Below are 16,490 nucleotides of genomic sequence, written 5' to 3' on the forward strand. Positions count from 1 at the left end.
CACGGAGGTGGCTAAATGAGCTATGCATCGCAAAAGCTAGCAGAAGAAAAAGTGTTTAAAGACCCAGTTCACCGGTATATTCACGTCCGTGATCAAGTAATATGGGACGTAATTGGAGCGAAGGAATTTCAGAGACTTCGTCGAATTAGACAGCTTGGAACTACCTATCTAGTTTTTCATGGCGCAGAACATAGTCGTTTTAATCACTCTCTCGGAGTTTATGAGATTGTTCGCCGTATAGTGGATGATAGTTTTAAAAATCGACTGGAATGGGATGAATCTGAAAGACTTGTAGTATTATGTGCGGCTCTTCTTCACGATTTGGGACATGGCCCTTTTTCCCACGCGTTTGAAAATGTGTTTGATCTTGATCACGAAGAGTTTACGAGGGCAATATTGCTTGGTGATACGGAAGTAAATGAAATTTTACAGAGAGTAAGCGAGGATTTCCCGCAAAAAGTAGCAGATGTCATCGCAAAAACCTATTCAAACAAACAAGTAGTCAGCTTGATATCCAGTCAAATCGATGCAGATCGTATGGATTATTTACAGCGTGATGCTTATTATACAGGCGTTAGCTATGGTCACTTTGATATGGAACGTATTTTACGTGTCATGAGACCTAGAGAAGACCAAGTAGTTATAAAATCAAGCGGAATGCATGCGGTAGAAGATTACATAATGAGTAGATATCAAATGTATTGGCAAGTGTATTTTCATCCAGTATCTCGCAGTGCAGAAGTAATTTTGACGAAAATTTTACATCGGGCAAAGGCTTTAAGTGAAAGTGGTTATGATTTCGAGCAACAACCTACTCATTTTAAATCTTTTTTTGATGGCACTTTTTCATTAAAAGAATATCTCGCTTTAGATGAGGGTGTTTTACTAACTTACTTTCAACTATGGATAACGGAAAAAGACTCGATTTTAGCGGATTTATGTGATCGTTTTGTCAATCGTAAGCTGTTTCAATACATTGAATTTGATTTGGCTAAGGATTATATGAAGATGAGAGAGTTGGAGTTATTATTTAAAAAAGCGGGTATAGACCCAGAGTATTATTTAGTTTTTGATTCGTCATCAGACTTACCATATGATTTTTATCGTCCTGGCGAAGAAGGAGAAAGAATTCCGATTCATCTGCTCATGCCAAATGGTGAAATTCGAGAGCTCTCCCGAGAATCAGAAATAGTCGAAGCGATATCAGGAAAACGTCGAACAGACCATAAATTATATTTTCCAGAAGATTTTTTAACAGAAGACGGCAAGAAAAAAGCTTTGAAGAAGCAAATATTAGATTTGTTAACATAAAGGTGGGGTCAAATTGCTAGAAGAACATGCAAAAATTGTACAATTTATCGGAGCAGCTGACGGAATTACTGGAAGAAAAAAACTTCAAAAGATGGTATATATAGCGAAAAAACTACAGTTTTCATTCAAAGAAAAATATGAATTTCATGTATATGGACCCTATTCAGTGGAGCTAACAACTCGTGTAGAAGAGCTATGCAATATGGGATTTTTGAATGAAGAAAGACAAGATAAAGGGTCATACGTACAGTATAAATACCAAATGACTGACGAGGGAGAGCACTTTGCTCAAATGGCCCAGTTAGAGGATGCAAGTCCAGCATTAGTTTCTTGTATTACGCAGATGAAAGACAAAAGCTCTAGATTTTTAGAGTTAGTTTCCACTTTGCTGTACTTCGATCATCTGCCAAAAGATGAGCAAATAGAAAAGCTTCACGTTGTTAAAGGAAAACTTAATTTTTCGGAAGAAGAAATTGAAGAGGCATTTTCTTTTGTAATGAATTTAATGAATGAACGAGCTGTCCAATAAGGGCAGCTTTTTTTATTAATTTTCATGATAATATTGAATCGGTCGAAAAAGGTATCACGAGGGCGAAGTTTAAATAACTTTTGTACTATTTTCCGTTGTTTGGATCGGATGGCGGGACTGAAAAAGTCTATAGAATTTGGCTTTACTAAATAATGTCGTCCGATAAATAAGAAAATCGTTGAACCGGCTCCCTTTCCGCGGGCGTTGCCTTAGCCTCCTCGCTGCGCTGCGGGGTCTTCGGCTAACGCTTTTCCCGCAGGAGTGTCGCCTATTTCAACGATTTTCTATAAATACTAATTGAAAAAATGTAAGTGATAAAAACATACTCAATTAATGGCATGATGATTTCCTAATTGAAAAGCGGATAATAGTTAATTGTAGTGGATGGCGGCGACTCCAGCCGGAATAGCAAATGTTTTCTGCACCGAAAGCGAAGCGTCAGGTGCATGAGCTGAAGACCCTGGACTGAGCGTAGCGAAATTAATTTTTGCGACGAGCTTTGCGCAGGAGCGAGGGAAGCGGCTGAAGCCATGCCGGCGGAACGCGTCCGCCTGGAACGTTATGAAATCTCATGGAGGACTATTTCAGTGTCCTCGAGCGGAGAGAAGGAATCGGCTCGGCCCCGCCCGCCAGGAGCGGAGATCGATTTGAATAAAAAAAGAACCCCTTATAAAAAGGGTTCGAATCTGATTTATTGATCACTAAAGCGTTTGCCAGCTACTGCATAATGATTTTTTGGCATTTCTTCGATGAAGACTACTACATTTTCTACAGGTGCATTGGAAGTTTCTGCAACAGCGGCTGTTACTTTTTCAACTAATGCCTTTTTTTGCTCTTCTGTACGACCTTCAAGCATTTTTACTGTTACGTATGGCATTTCATTTCCTCCTTTAGTGAGATTTTCTGTATACTATTATCATAACAGAACGGAGGGAACTTTCGAATGGGTAATGAAGAAAAACCAAAACAAAAAATGGGCTTTACCATTATTAAAAATGATCCGACGGACGGACATAAAGGATTTGGGGTAGGTTCTCTATCATTAGAGAACGTGTCGCCAGTCATTATTGATATAGAAGAAGGCGTTGCAAGAGTAGAAATTGGAGCGATGCATGCAAGAAGTGATACAGAGCGAGGTATCAAGTTTACGACTAATCGTGAGGATTCTAAGGGGGGAAAAGGGTACTGGCTTGTATGGGTGACGATAGATCACAAACAAGAAGGACCTTATTACGCTGGAGTGGCAGCATGTGAAATGGTTATTAACCGAGAAAAACGTCGTGGCTATAAAATGTTAGCGGATCACGTAAATCGAATGGATAAATCAATGAAACGCCATATACTTGTAGACTTTATGGACGATCGTTCCAAAGCTATTTTGCGTGACTTTCTACAATCTCACAATAAAGAAATGTGGGATCGAAGCGAAGAAAAGCTCCACAAAGATTTGAACGCTTAAATTATTGCTTGGAAATTGTGACATTTCAGTTTTATGCTTAATATGGTTGAATTAATGCAAAAAAGAAAGTACAATTTACTTAAAGCTTACTTCAAAGTAATGCTAGGACACCTTAGTGAAAGTCAACATGTAAGAACTAGTGGAATTGTGACAACCCAATCCCGATTACTACAGTTTTCTGCAAGATACTTAACTAAGAAAAAGCTTTCTATTACCTAATTTAGGTATTAGAAAGCTTTTTATTTTGCTTTATTTAGTTATGGTATCTATTCCCCAAAAAAGGAGAAAGGAAATAGGGACCACGGATCGTCATCTTCATTTTCTTCAAATGTATGTTGCTTCAATTTAGGATCTGTACATAACTTTTTTGGGACATCTTTTTCTTTCAAATAGACGAGTCGTTGCTTGCTGCAAGCAGAAGTTGCAATTCCACCCGTCTCTATATCGACAATAACTCCTCGAACACCAGGTGGAGATATAAATGGCTCCACTGGCAATCCTTGATGGGCTTTCTCCATAAATTCAATCCAAACTTGCTTCGTAACTTGCTTAGCTTCTGCATCACTTACTTGTTTTCCTTGGTCATAGCCGTTCCATACACCTGCAGTTAATTGAGGAGAAAATCCGACTAGATATTGATCAGTATTGGTCGTCCCTGATTTTGCAGCATATGGTCGAGATTGCTTCGCACGAATGCTAATGCCTGTTGCCGGAGAATAATCATTAAAAATAGGGTCAAACATTCCTGTCATTAAATGGGATAAAAGGAATGCATCTTGTTCTAGCAAAACTTTTTTCTCTTTCAATTTTTCTTCTTCCACATCGTAAATAACTTTGCCTTCGTTATCTGTAATTTTAGTTATAAAAGTTGGTTTTCTTTGAATTCCTTTTGCAGAAATAGTGTTATAAGCTTTTGTCATTTCTAGCAAAGAAACTTCCGATGTTCCAAGAGCAGTTGCGGGTGTATCAGCAACTTTCATATTGATGTCAAATCGTTCAACTAATTGTTGGAATCGTTTATACCCAACTTCTTCTAGTGTTTTTACGGCATAAATATTATCAGAAATTGCAAGGGCCTGTGCCATAGAGATAGGATGATCTGCAAATTGACCATTCACATTTTTAGGTTCATATTCTTGACGCCCACTATCATAAGTGAAAATTGTACGCTCGCTCTTCAAATAGGTGAGTGGAGAAAAGCCGTTTTCGAGTGCAGTTGCATATAATAATGGCTTAATAATCGAACCAGGCTGCCTTTTTGCTTGGGTCACACGGTTAAATGGACTTTCTGCGTAGTTGCGTCCACCTACCATTGCAGTAACATAACCTGTTTTCGGCTCCATACTAACAAAACCAATTTGAAGTTCGCCATCTGGCATCCACTTTTCAATACTTTCCTCTGCTGCTTGTTGATGGTGCTTATTTAAAGTTGTTTGAATTGTCCAGCCACCTTCTTCTATACGATGACCTTTGCTTTTAACAATTTGGCTTGCTTCTTTCCAAACTTCTTCTAAAAAATATGGGGCTGTTTTCTTTGTTAAAATAGAATCTTCTGCTTTTAAGACGTAATTTTCCTCTAATGCCAGTTTTCTTTGATCTGCTGATATGAATTTCTGGTTTTCCATTAGCTTCAAGATAAGCTGTTGTCGAGTGACTGCTTTTTCTTCATTTACTAACGGAGAATAATGGGTTGGCCCCTTTGGTACAGCCATTAATAAAGCGGATTCTGCAAGTGTCAGTGATTTTGCGCTTTTACCAAAATAGTATCTACTTGCTGCTTCTACACCGTACATTCCATGTCCAAAGTAGACGGTATTCAAGTAGCCTTCAAGTAAGTCATCTTTTTCGTAAAAAATTTCTAATCGGTACGCATATAATGCTTCATTAATTTTACGATTCCATGTTTTTTCGTGTGTTAAGAATAAGTTACGTGCATATTGTTGGGTTATTGTGCTGGCCCCTTCTACTTTCTTGCCCGCTTTTACGTCCTTTAATAAAGCGGAAGCAATTCGAGAATAATCAAATCCATTATGTTCATAGAACTCTTGATCTTCTACTGCAATAGCAGCTTGTGCAACGAAAGGCGACATTTCTTCTAAGGAAATCCAATAACGACGTTGTTCGTTAAATCGGTCACCAATCACGTTACCTTGATTATCTAAAAAGACCGAAGAAATTGGTACTTGAATAATTGGAGCCCCAACGATTTGTGCATAAATACGAAGGGTAATAAATGCACTGAAAAACGCGCAAATAGCAGCAACACTTAGTAGAATAATCCTTTTCATGCGTTTTGAACGACTGGCTTTTTTTCGGTATTGTGCACGACGCATAAAAATCTACTCCGTTCTCTTTCGATGTTTTCATTAGTATGAGAACAATAGATTCAAATTAAACAGAGAAAGAAAAAACTATTGCACTTTCTTCAAAAACCTCTATACTTTCCTTTGTATTTATTTTTTTGATAAACTACAAATAACAAAAAAATCATATTGGTAAGGGAGATAGATAAATGGCTGGATTTTGGTTTACAGAAAAACAAACCGAGAATTTTGGCATCACAATGAAGGTAAAACGTACACTTCATACAGAGCAAACGGATTTTCAACTGTTAGAGATGGCAGAAACAGAAGAGTGGGGGAATATGCTCTTTTTAGACGGAATGGTAATGACGTCACAAAAAGATGAGTTTGTGTACCATGAAATGGTTGCGCACGTTCCTTTATTTACACATCCTAATCCAGAAAACGTATTAGTTGTTGGAGGCGGAGACGGTGGAGTAATTCGTGAAATTATGAAGCATCCGAAAGTGAAAAAAGCAACGCTTGTTGATATAGATGGAAAAGTAATCGAGTATTCTAAAAAATATTTACCTGAAATCGCATGTGAGTTAGAAAACCCACGTGTGGACGTTCAAGTAGGAGACGGATTCATGCACATTGCAGAATCTGAAAACGAATACGACGTAATTATGGTAGATTCTACAGAGCCAGTGGGACCTGCTGTGAATCTATTTACAAAAGGCTTCTATGCTGGGATTTCCAAAGCACTTAAAGAAGATGGGATATTCGTTGCACAATCGGACAACCCTTGGTTCAAGGCTGACTTAATCAGACAAGTGCAAAAAGACGTGAAAGAAATTTTCCCAATTACCAATATGTACTTGGCAAACATCCCAACATATCCAAGTGGCCTATGGTGCTTTACAATTGGTTCGAAAAAATACGATCCATTACAAGTGCCGGACGAGCAATTCTTTGATATTGAAACAAAATATTACACAAAAGAGCTTCACAAAGCAGCTTTCGTTTTACCGAAATTTGTGAAGGATTTAGCAGGAGAGTAAGCCGATGAGATTTGATGAAGCTTATTCAGGAAATGTATTTATCAAAAGTAATCAAAACTACGAAGAAGCCCAAGCGGTAATTTATGGCATGCCGATGGACTGGACAGTAAGTTACCGTCCAGGTTCTCGTTTTGGTCCACAGCGAATTCGTGAGGTATCAATTGGTTTAGAGGAATATAGTCCATATTTAGATCGTGAGCTAGAAGATGTAAACTATTTTGACGCGGGCGATATTCCACTTCCTTTCGGAAATGCTTCCAAAAGTCTGGATCTAATCGCTGGTTTTATCCGTCAGCTGCTACAAGATGGTAAAATTCCTGTAGGGATGGGCGGAGAGCACTTAGTATCATGGCCTGTTATGAAAACAGTAGCGGACCAATACGATAACCTTGCGATTATTCATATGGATGCTCACACAGATTTACGCGAGCAATATGAAGGAGAACCTCTTTCTCATTCCACACCAATTCGTAAAATTGCAGAACACATTGGTCCAAAGAATGTATATTCTTTCGGAATTCGTTCTGGAATGAAAGAAGAATTCGACTGGGCAAAAGAAAATGGTATGCATATCGCTAAATTTGAAGTATTGGAGCCTTTGAAAAAAGTGCTTCCTACGTTAGAAGGACGACCTGTCTATGTAACGATTGATATAGATGTACTTGACCCTGCTCATGCACCTGGAACAGGAACAGTAGACTGCGGTGGTATCACAAGTCGCGAGCTACTTGCTTCAATCCATGCAATCGCAAACTCAGGTGTCAATGTAGTCGGTTTCGATTTAGTAGAAGTAGCTCCAATTTACGACTCATCGGAGCAAACAGCTAACACTGCATCGAAGTTACTAAGAGAAATGATTCTAGGTTGGGTTAAATAATAAACGTGATGTCCTTAAATGGACATCACGTTTTTCTGATTTTAACTTTATGTTTGTAGGATATGAATCACTTTGTTTCTTCCAGATGACTTTGCGATATAAAGAGCATCATCAGCCAACTTATACAACTCATTCACTTTGTCACCATTTTCGGGGTAGGAGCTTATTCCACCTGAGACGGTGATATGTAAATTATCTCCCGTTGAAACATGAAAAGGACTCTTCTCAATAGCTTGTCTAATTATTTCAGCGGCTTCTAAACTACTTTCTACTGTTGCATTTGGAAGAAGGACAGAAAACTCCTCGCCACCATTTCTAGAAACGATTCCTCCCCAAAAATTCGATGCACCCTTTAATCGAAGCCCTAATTCCTTTAACACTTCGTCTCCAATCGGGTGACCGTATGTATCATTTACTTTTTTGAAATGATCAATGTCTAGTAATATTAGTGAAAATCTATCATTCGTATTCAATAGATTTTGAGCATATTCTTGAAATTTCCGATTATTATTTAATTCTGTCAGATAATCAGTTACGGACATTTCTTCTATTTGGCGAATTTTATTAAAAAGATTATTTAATTGCTTTAAAATAATAAAAACAATCGAAAATGACACAATAGAATATATGACGAAACCGAAGACTGCCAAATAACTAGTAAATGACCAGTTATTTAATAAACAAATTACCAAAGAAGCTTGAATAACTGAATATGCAAAATAATAGGGAACATACCGAATACGAAGTTCAATTGGTTTATTCCTAATAAATAAACTTATAATAATTCCTATAACAATCGTATTTCCGCCAGCAATTAAAGAGTCTATTGAAAAGTCATACAGAAACATCCGAAAAATACCAATAATCGTTGCACTAATAAAGGTAGCGATAGGCCCGCCTAGGACCGCTGATAAGGAAATGACAGCCATTCTACCATCAACAATTACATGTTCTGATACAGCTATGGCTGTTAACATTAAGATACACCCAGTTAAACCACTTAAAATCCCAAGTATAAACGGATGATATTTAGTGGAAGGAATGAAAAGATTTAACTTATTTTGAAATGGAATATATGTAAGAATAGCAAATGTAAATAATATACAAAAATTTATGATGATATCTAAAAGCATTTATTCACCCTCAAATGACAGATTGCGTCTATTATAACCTCTTCAGGAGGAATAAGGTATTCCTTTTTGGATTAGTTGTCACATAAGTAAATTTTAAGATATAATGTGAAGGTTATATATATCCATGAGTTATTAAAAATGTACATAAAAGAGATATTTTACGTAAAAATGTTCAAAGGATGAAATCAATGGCACAACCATTAAAAAAATCAGTACATGTTCGTTTAAAATCCACCATTTGTCATCCAAATGTCGAGAAGGAAACATTCGATATTGAAACGACTGGAGAACTAACGCTAAAAGGAAATCAGCCTTATTTAGTTTACGAGGAAGTCCAGGATGAGAAAATTGTCAGAACAACTGTCAAGCTTGGCGGTAAATCTGCTCTTATATTGCGAAGTGGTGGAGTCAAAATGCGATTACCGTTTGAAAGCGGTGAGCTTCAAAATGGGAGCTACGATACGGTTTATGGCACATTAATGATAACTACAAATACAACGCATCTACATTTTGAAGATGGCTATTTTCATGTCGAATATGAACTGCTGATCAATGATGAGGTTGCTGGTACATATACATTGGAACTAATTTATACGGAGGCGGATTAAATGAACGCAGTAGAAAAGGTACAACAGTCCATTAAAACGGCATTGCAAGAAGCAATTATAAAAGCGGAATTAGTAGAGGTAGAGCAAATTCCTTCTATTCATCTAGAAACACCAAAAGATAAAGCCAATGGCGATTATGCAACTAATATTGCGATGCAATTAACAAAGCTTGCAAAAAGAAATCCTCGTCAAGTTGCAGAAGCAATTGTTGAAAATCTGGATATGTCAGGCACGATGATGGAGAAAATCGACATCGCTGGACCAGGATTTATGAACATCACAGTTCGTAAAGAGTATTTACAAGAAGTTGTAAAAGCGGTCCTTGCGGAAAAAGAGAATTACGGACGTACTACTTCAGGTGCTGGAGAAAAGATTCAAGTAGAATTTGTATCAGCGAATCCAACAGGTGACTTACATTTAGGTCATGCTCGTGGTGCATCTGTAGGGGATTCATTATGTAATGTACTTGATTTTGCAGGGTACGATGTTGCACGCGAATATTATATTAATGACGCTGGTAATCAAATTCATAACTTGGCAGTGTCCATTGAAGTGCGTTATTTTGAAGCATTAGGACTAGAAAGAGAAATGCCAGAAGACGGCTATCGTGGACAAGATATTATCGATATTGCAGCAGAACTTGTGAAAGAGCATGGCGATAAATTTGTCTCTATGTCAAATGAAGAGCGCTATAAAGCGTTCCGTGCTCATGGATTAAAAGTAGAGCTTGCTAAATTACAAAAAGATTTAGCTGATTTCCGAGTTGGATTTGATAACTGGTACTCAGAAACTTCTTTATATGAAACAGGAAAAATTGACGTTGCCTTAGATAAATTAAAAGCAAACGGACATATTTTTGAGGAAGAAGGAGCTACATGGTTCCGCTCTACTACTTTTGGAGATGACAAAGACCGTGTATTAATTAAAAGTGATGGCTCTTTCACTTATTTATTACCGGATATTGCATACCATGAGGACAAATTAGTTCGTGGGTTCGACCAACTGATCAATATTTGGGGAGCAGACCACCATGGTTATATCCCACGTATGAAAGCGGCAATCGAGGCACTAGGATACGAACGTGAAAAACTGGAAGTATCAGTTATTCAAATGGTTCAGCTGTATAAAGACGGCGAAAAAATGAAAATGAGTAAGCGTACAGGGAAGGCAGTTACAATGCGCGAGCTTGTAGAAGAAGTTGGACTGGATGCGGTTCGTTATTTCTTCGGTATGCGTTCTGGTGATTCTCATATGGATTTCGATCTTGATTTAGCTGTTTCCCAGTCGAATGAAAACCCAGTATATTATGCACAATATGCGCATGCACGTATTTGCTCTATTTTACGCTCAGCTGAAACACAAGAGATGAAAGCGTCGACCGATTCACTTGAGTTATTACAAAGTGAAAAAGAATTAGACTTATTGAAAAAAATAGGTGACTTCCCACAAGTAGTAGCGGACGCTGCAAAACTTCGTGCACCTCACCGAGTGGCAACATATATTCAAGAGCTAGCTGCAACATTCCATAGCTTCTACAATGCCGATAAAGTATTGGACGCAGAAAACATGGCATTATCAGAAGCTCGACTTGCTTTAGTGACATCTGCTCGTCAAACAATCTCAAACGCTCTACGTTTAATTGGCGTAGCTGCTCCTGAAAAAATGTAATAAAGAACACTAACAATTGGATAAAACAAAAATGACGATGAATCAAAAAGGATTCATCGTCATTTTTATATTGTTCTTATTTTGGACTGACTTCAATAATATTGCAGACGTAATTTTTGCAAGGCTCATAACAGTGCTTAATCTCGTATTATTTAAAGAGTTTGTAGGAAAGCTCGGATCTAAATAGTTTACAATCGCTTTTAATTGATAGTTTCCCACTTCGGGCAGCGGATTATTAATAGCATTTCCGGGAATGAGGGGACCATCTTTTAATATAATTGATCCGATTTGGTGATTATCTCCTAAACAGGCATCCACACTAAAAATAATTGGTTCATTGAACTGGCTATTAATTTCTTTTAATACAGCTTCTAAATTTAGTGCGTGAACGGGCTCTTCGATTGTTCCGAATACATGATACGGAAAGTTTTTTTCTTTTAGCATCGTTCCGACAAAGGGACCGAAAGAATCACCAGTCGATCGATCTGACCCAATACATAAAAAGACAATATCAATGGTGCCAGTCTCACATAATGTACTAAGCAGATAAGACATCTCATTCATATCTTCTTCTGTCGAAGAATTTAATGAATAACTGTAATACAACTTCTTAGTTTGTATATGCACTCTTCTTTTTTTCTTAAAAGGAAACAACCCGTTGCGCCCCCTTGAAAATAATAAATTTTTTATTATAGTATCATGAAAACGTTTTCACTGAAAGTTTTGTATAACAACTCGAATTTAATTTTGGAACCGTTAATTTCCGTTCCAGGCGGACGCTTTCCGCCGGCATGGCTTCAGCCGCTTCCCTTGCTCCTGCGCAAAGCTCGTCGCAAAAAACAATGCTCCTGCGCAAAGCTCGTCGCAAAAAACAATGCTCCTGCGCAAAGCTCGTCGGAAAAAACAATGCTCCTGCGCAAAGCTCGTCGCAAAAAACAATGCTCCTGCGCTAGCTCGTCGCAAAAATTAATTTCGCTACGCTCAGTCCAGGGTCTTCAGCTCATGCACCTGACGCTTCGCTTTCGGTGCAGAAAACATTTGCTATTCCGGCTGGAGTCGCCGCCTTCCACTCCAATCAACTATTATCCGCTTTTCAATTAGAAAACCATTATACCGTTAATAGTGCAAGTTTTTATCACTTAAATTTTTTCAATTAGTATTTATAGAAAATCGTTGAAAAAGGCGACACTCCTGTGGGAATAGCGTTAGCAGAAGACCCCGCAGTTGAGGGGAAGGCAATCTAAGTTCGCCGGATCCTGCGGCAACGATTGCATGACCAACATCGTGTTGGCCTAGGAGGCTAAGGCAACGCCCGCGGAAAGGGAGCCGTTTCAACGATTTTCTTATTTATCGGACAACATTATTTAGTAAAGTAAATTCTATAGGCTTTTTCAGTGCCCTCGCTACGCTCCTCCAAACCAATAAAATGGACAAAAAAACAAAATAAAAATCGATATCAATTAACCTACTGCCTTTTTTCTTCAGTGGGGCATTCGGTAGCTTGCAATTGAATAAGATAGCATCTATTCACTAATTATCCAAAAAGGTATTAACCAGTTTTCAAAAGTTAAAGGAGAGCGACGAACAGTCTGCAGCAACAAGATTACCGAAAAAAGAAGGGTTGGTCTTGACGACAGTCACGGCCAACCCTTCAAAATAATCCTGCGGTAACTTTGAAGCCAAAGTCTGTCCAAAGCAATCCGAAAACAATTGTAACCAGTTTTTGCTTTTTAAAGGGCTCGCTTGCGCTTTTCTAATATATTTTAAATGAATCGGTTGAATACAACTAATATCAGTCGAATACTATGAAAACTTCTGTCGACAATAAAATGTTTTAAGGTATAATGAAATCGATGCATCAAGAATATTTTGAACATAAAGGTGCTTGCTAGTTTACTAGTAAGTTAAAAGGGAAGCTGGTGCAAGTCCAGCGCGGTCCCGCCACTGTAAGTGATTGTACATGATCACAAGTCAGAAAACCTGCCTTTATGCGTTTACACTTTACTACCTACGAGGATAGGTTATGTGTAAGTCCGCTTGGCATGTTTTAACCTAGCAGATTTATACCTATTCTATCTCTCGTTCATGGAACGAGAGATTTTTATTTGCACAAAAATGGAGGAATTACAGATGAAGAAGTTATGGCAATTATGGATGACATCCGCACTTGCAGTATTATTGTTAGTTGGATGTTCTCAAGAAGAAGCAAAACCTGTTGAAGACAAGGACACTACTCAAGAGGAAGCGACAATAGAAGAAACAGAATTCCCGATTACGATGACAGATGCGGTTGGCAATGAGATAACGTTGGAAGAGGCACCAAAAACAATCGTTTCAATGTTGCCAAGTAATACAGAGATTTTATTTGCGCTTGGACTTAATGAAGAAATTATTGGAGTGAATGACTACGATAACTACCCTGAGGAAGCGCTTGAAAAAGAGAAAATCGGCGGTATGGAATTCAACGTAGAAAAAATTGTATCCATGAATCCAGAAATCGTGTTTGCACATGAGTCAATGTTGGGAGCTGGCGATGCAGGTTTACAACAAATCCGTGATGCTGGTGTAAAAGTGTTTGTCGTAAAAAATGCGGCTGATTTTAATGAAACATATACAACTATCGAACAAATTGGTCGTGCTACAGGAAAATTACCAGAGGCACAAAAAATTGTGGAAGATATGAAAGCAAAAGTAGAAGAAGTAAAAGCAAAAGTGGCGAATGTAGAAACGAAGAAAACTGTGTTCGTTGAAACTTCTGATGTTCCGGAAATTTATACACCTGGTAAAGGGACATTTATGCAAGAAATTTTAGATATGGTAAATGCGGAGAATATTGCGGCTGATCAAGAGGGCTGGTTTATGATAGCTCCAGAGGAAATTGTAAACCGTAATCCAGATGTGATTATCGTAATGTATAGCTACGTAGAAGGAATTGTAGATAGTGTGAAGGCTCGCGATGGTTTTGATACGATTAATGCTGTTAAAAATGATGCAGTAGTACAGGTTGATGAAAACTTAACTAGTCGAACAGGCCCACGTCTTGCAGAAGGATTAGAAGAAGTAGCGAAAGCAATCTATCCAGAGGCTTTTAGTGAGTAAATCCATGATCGGCTACACCTTGTCTATTATTGCTCTTTTAGTGGCGATATGGCTAGGTGTATCGGTCGGATCCGTAAAGGTACCGATCAGCACATTATGGGATAGGGGAGCAGATGAAATTGCGACCAATATCGTTTGGAAAATTCGCTTGCCGCGGGTTGTTCTTGCAGGGTTAGTTGGTGCATCACTAGCCATTGCAGGAGCCGCGTTTCAAGGTTTATTAAAAAACCCGCTTGCCGACCCTTATACGTTAGGAGTGTCGTCCGGTGCCTCAGTAGGTGCCGTGGCTACGCTCTTTTTCGGTATTTCGGTACCATTTCTAGGAATTTATACGTTACCCATTTTCAGTATGATAGGTGCATTAGTTACGATGCTTCTTGTCATTACATTTGCCAAATTAGTCGATCGTGCGATGAAAATGGAGACGATTATTTTAACTGGAATCATTTTTAGTTCTTTTTTAGGCTCGGTTATATCATTAATGATTGCGTTAACAGGAGAAGAGCTTAGGCAAATCATCGGCTGGCTGCTCGGTAGTGTATCGATGCGAGGCTGGAGCTATGTACAGATGGCATTACCTTTTATCGTCATTGGTTCGATTTTATTAGCTTTAAACAGAAGAGAATTAAATGCACTATTATTTGGTGAAGAACGTGCAAAGCATCTTGGAGTTAATGTAAAAAGAAGAAAGATGATGATCTTGATCGGCGGGTCTATGTTGACGGGAACGGCAGTAGCAGTATCTGGAACAATTGGTTTTGTTGGGCTTGTTGTTCCACATATGACGAGGCTTTTATTTGGATCGGATCATCGACATGTATTACCTCTTAGCTTCATCAATGGAGCATCCTTACTCATTATCTGCGACTTAGTTTCTCGTACAATAATTTCACCAACCGAGCTACCAATTGGAGTAATCACTGCATTTATTGGTGCACCAGTGTTCGCATTTATTTTCTTTAGACAGCGAAAAAAAGGAGGCGTTTAACATGTTGAAGGTAGGAAACTTGTCAGGTGGTTACGACCATAAATTAATCGTTAAAGACGTCTCCTTTGAAGTTGGAAAGGGTGAAATGCTTGGAATACTTGGTCCCAATGGAAGTGGGAAATCTACTTTGCTGAAGGTGATGAGTGGGATTTTACCAATGAGTTCTGGGGACGTATTAATAGAGGGGAAATCACTGCTATCGTACTCATCTAAAGAGCTAGCTAAAAAAATGGCAGTTTTACCACAATTACATAGTCAAGCATTTTCACATACGGTTAGGGATACAGTATCTCTTGGCCGATATCCGCACCAAAGCGGATGGTTTTCCTCTTGGTCACATGAAGATGAAGTAGCTGTTAAGGAAGCAATGAAACTAACAGCAATGGAAGTGTACGAGCATCAATTACTAGACCTATTGTCCGGTGGGGAGCAGCAGCGAGTATTTGTTGCTCAAGCACTTGCACAACAAGCACCAATACTATTGCTCGATGAACCGACAAACCATTTAGACATTGCACACCAAAAACAATTACTCGATACTATTAAAACGCAAACAATTGAAAAAGGAATTACTGTCATAAGTGTATTTCATGATATAAACCTTGCATCCCTATATTGTGATAGGCTGTTATTAATGGAGCAAGGGGAAATTAAAGCAATCGGAGAGCCTCATGAAGTAGTTAAGAAAAATCAGATTGAAACAGTGTACCAAGCACGAGTTAGTACAAATCCACATCCAGAACTCCCAAAGCCACAAATCACTATTCTTCCTGATGTGAATGAAAAGATAGTAAATGACCAAGTAACAACCGAAAACTTTCAGGTTACAGATGAGCTCGTCGTATTTCAAGCAGAGAAGCAGCTAAGAACATGGTCATCTGCTGTCATTAATGCGGGAAGTGGCTGGTATCGATCATTTGTAAATAGAAGAGTAGATGCACAGTATAATATTGATAATGCTCAGATGGAAATGCAGGAGTTCCTTGCAAATCATGGTTTTTCTGAAACAGAGACAGTTGGAATGATGACAGCTGTTCAAACGAAAGATGCTGTTATTAAGGAGTATGAAGGAGACTTTGGTTCTGTCTTCATCATGGTGACGGCAGGTGTTGGAAATGCAGTAGATGTATCAAAAGCGTATGAAGTTGAAAATTTTCCGGTAGTAGGAACTATTAATACTTGGATTATAATAAACGGAACTCTTGCTGAAGAAGCATTTCTACAAGCAGTGATAACTGCAACAGAAGCAAAAACGAAAGCGCTAACCGCTGAATCTGTAATGGATCCACGTACAGGCACAATCGCAACTGGAACATCTACAGATAGCATTTTAGTGGCTGCGACGCAGCAAGGGAGCTATATTCCATATGCTGGGCCAATCACAGAAATAGGAAAGAAAATTGGACTCGGTGTGTTTGAATGTACCGTAGAAGCTATCCAAACTTATAAAAAAGTAAAAGGCTGGGTGTAGG

Annotated in this window: 14 protein-coding genes and 1 riboswitch; of the genes, 10 read left to right on the top strand and 4 right to left on the bottom strand. The window is 38.4% G+C overall.

What is annotated here, in order from left to right; genetic code table 11:
* Window positions 1-15 precede the first annotated feature (15 nt).
* Window positions 16-1,311 (top strand): HD domain-containing protein, encoded by a 1,296-nt coding sequence (locus tag P2Q73_RS16640; RefSeq protein ID WP_056828127.1) that lies wholly within the window; start codon window positions 16-18, stop codon window positions 1,309-1,311.
* A 13-nt stretch (window positions 1,312-1,324) separates the two neighbouring features.
* Entirely contained in the window at window positions 1,325-1,840 is a 516-nt protein-coding gene (locus P2Q73_RS16645; protein WP_275789210.1) for a YwgA family protein, read from the top strand.
* Between the two features lie 691 nt (window positions 1,841-2,531).
* On the opposite strand, the gene P2Q73_RS16650 is transcribed toward P2Q73_RS16645, so the two are convergent.
* Window positions 2,532-2,717 carry a 2-hydroxymuconate tautomerase gene (locus tag P2Q73_RS16650; RefSeq protein WP_053590572.1) on the bottom strand — a complete coding sequence of 62 codons (186 nt, stop codon included), beginning with the start codon at window positions 2,715-2,717 and terminating at the stop codon, window positions 2,532-2,534.
* A 66-nt stretch (window positions 2,718-2,783) separates the two neighbouring features.
* Between P2Q73_RS16650 and P2Q73_RS16655 the strand changes: the two genes are divergently transcribed.
* Window positions 2,784-3,299, top strand: coding sequence for a YwhD family protein (locus P2Q73_RS16655; RefSeq protein WP_275789212.1), 516 nt, complete (start codon window positions 2,784-2,786; stop codon window positions 3,297-3,299).
* Between the two features lie 266 nt (window positions 3,300-3,565).
* On the opposite strand, the gene P2Q73_RS16660 is transcribed toward P2Q73_RS16655, so the two are convergent.
* The gene (locus P2Q73_RS16660) at window positions 3,566-5,632 is read right to left on the bottom strand and encodes a transglycosylase domain-containing protein (protein WP_056828120.1); all 2,067 of its coding nucleotides are present in this window, start codon (window positions 5,630-5,632) and stop codon (window positions 3,566-3,568) included.
* Window positions 5,633-5,811: 179 nt separating this feature from the next.
* Between P2Q73_RS16660 and speE the strand changes: the two genes are divergently transcribed.
* Window positions 5,812-6,645, top strand: a complete 834-nt coding sequence (gene speE, locus P2Q73_RS16665) for a spermidine synthase (protein ID WP_056828117.1) — start codon at window positions 5,812-5,814, stop codon at window positions 6,643-6,645.
* Window positions 6,646-6,649: 4 nt separating this feature from the next.
* Window positions 6,650-7,522 (top strand): agmatinase, encoded by an 873-nt coding sequence (gene speB / locus P2Q73_RS16670; protein ID WP_056828115.1) that lies wholly within the window; start codon window positions 6,650-6,652, stop codon window positions 7,520-7,522.
* Between the two features lie 47 nt (window positions 7,523-7,569).
* On the opposite strand, the gene P2Q73_RS16675 is transcribed toward speB, so the two are convergent.
* Window positions 7,570-8,655, bottom strand: coding sequence for a GGDEF domain-containing protein (locus P2Q73_RS16675; protein ID WP_275789217.1), 1,086 nt, complete (start codon window positions 8,653-8,655; stop codon window positions 7,570-7,572).
* 188 nt (window positions 8,656-8,843) lie between these two features.
* Between P2Q73_RS16675 and P2Q73_RS16680 the strand changes: the two genes are divergently transcribed.
* A complete protein-coding gene (locus P2Q73_RS16680) occupies window positions 8,844-9,263 on the top strand; it encodes a YwiB family protein (protein ID WP_275789219.1) in 420 nt (139 codons plus the stop codon).
* Window positions 9,264-10,931 carry an arginine--tRNA ligase gene (argS, locus tag P2Q73_RS16685; RefSeq protein ID WP_275789221.1) on the top strand — a complete coding sequence of 556 codons (1,668 nt, stop codon included), beginning with the start codon at window positions 9,264-9,266 and terminating at the stop codon, window positions 10,929-10,931.
* Window positions 10,932-10,973: 42 nt separating this feature from the next.
* Here argS and yyaC read toward each other — a convergent pair whose 3' ends face one another.
* Window positions 10,974-11,585: a spore protease YyaC gene (gene yyaC, locus P2Q73_RS16690; protein WP_275789223.1), complete on the bottom strand. Its 612-nt coding sequence runs from the start codon at window positions 11,583-11,585 to the stop codon at window positions 10,974-10,976.
* Window positions 11,586-12,793: 1,208 nt separating this feature from the next.
* Window positions 12,794-12,933, top strand: a riboswitch (cobalamin riboswitch).
* A 128-nt stretch (window positions 12,934-13,061) separates the two neighbouring features.
* Here yyaC and P2Q73_RS16695 point away from each other — a divergent pair.
* Genes P2Q73_RS16695 through P2Q73_RS16705 form a run of 3 tightly spaced genes read left to right on the top strand, consistent with a single transcriptional unit; the run spans window position 13,062 to window position 16,489 of the window.
* Window positions 13,062-14,030: an ABC transporter substrate-binding protein gene (locus tag P2Q73_RS16695; protein WP_275789225.1), complete on the top strand. Its 969-nt coding sequence runs from the start codon at window positions 13,062-13,064 to the stop codon at window positions 14,028-14,030.
* Window positions 14,031-14,034: 4 nt separating this feature from the next.
* A complete protein-coding gene (locus P2Q73_RS16700; protein WP_172794321.1) occupies window positions 14,035-15,018 on the top strand; it encodes a FecCD family ABC transporter permease in 984 nt (327 codons plus the stop codon).
* Between the two features lies 1 nt (window position 15,019).
* A complete protein-coding gene (locus P2Q73_RS16705; protein WP_275789227.1) occupies window positions 15,020-16,489 on the top strand; it encodes an adenosylcobinamide amidohydrolase in 1,470 nt (489 codons plus the stop codon).
* Window position 16,490: the final 1 nt, after the last annotated feature.

Origin of the sequence: Bacillus sp. Cr_A10, from assembly GCF_029222665.1 — a bacterium.
Lineage (GTDB): Bacteria > Bacillota > Bacilli > Bacillales_A > Planococcaceae > Psychrobacillus.

What these genes read in the sequence shown, in the direction of transcription:
- P2Q73_RS16640 (WP_056828127.1), top strand. Translation starts at nt 16, where the DNA reads ATGAGCTATGCATCGCAAAAGCTAGCAGAAGAAAAAGTGTTTAAAGAC.
- P2Q73_RS16650 (WP_053590572.1), bottom strand. Translation starts at nt 2,717, where the DNA reads ATGCCATACGTAACAGTAAAAATGCTTGAAGGTCGTACAGAAGAGCAA.
- P2Q73_RS16655 (WP_275789212.1), top strand. Translation starts at nt 2,784, where the DNA reads ATGGGTAATGAAGAAAAACCAAAACAAAAAATGGGCTTTACCATTATT.
- P2Q73_RS16660 (WP_056828120.1), bottom strand. Translation starts at nt 5,632, where the DNA reads ATGCGTCGTGCACAATACCGAAAAAAAGCCAGTCGTTCAAAACGCATG.
- speE (WP_056828117.1), top strand. Translation starts at nt 5,812, where the DNA reads ATGGCTGGATTTTGGTTTACAGAAAAACAAACCGAGAATTTTGGCATC.
- speB (WP_056828115.1), top strand. Translation starts at nt 6,650, where the DNA reads ATGAGATTTGATGAAGCTTATTCAGGAAATGTATTTATCAAAAGTAAT.
- P2Q73_RS16675 (WP_275789217.1), bottom strand. Translation starts at nt 8,655, where the DNA reads ATGCTTTTAGATATCATCATAAATTTTTGTATATTATTTACATTTGCT.
- P2Q73_RS16680 (WP_275789219.1), top strand. Translation starts at nt 8,844, where the DNA reads ATGGCACAACCATTAAAAAAATCAGTACATGTTCGTTTAAAATCCACC.
- argS (WP_275789221.1), top strand. Translation starts at nt 9,264, where the DNA reads ATGAACGCAGTAGAAAAGGTACAACAGTCCATTAAAACGGCATTGCAA.
- P2Q73_RS16695 (WP_275789225.1), top strand. Translation starts at nt 13,062, where the DNA reads ATGAAGAAGTTATGGCAATTATGGATGACATCCGCACTTGCAGTATTA.
- P2Q73_RS16700 (WP_172794321.1), top strand. Translation starts at nt 14,035, where the DNA reads ATGATCGGCTACACCTTGTCTATTATTGCTCTTTTAGTGGCGATATGG.
- P2Q73_RS16705 (WP_275789227.1), top strand. Translation starts at nt 15,020, where the DNA reads ATGTTGAAGGTAGGAAACTTGTCAGGTGGTTACGACCATAAATTAATC.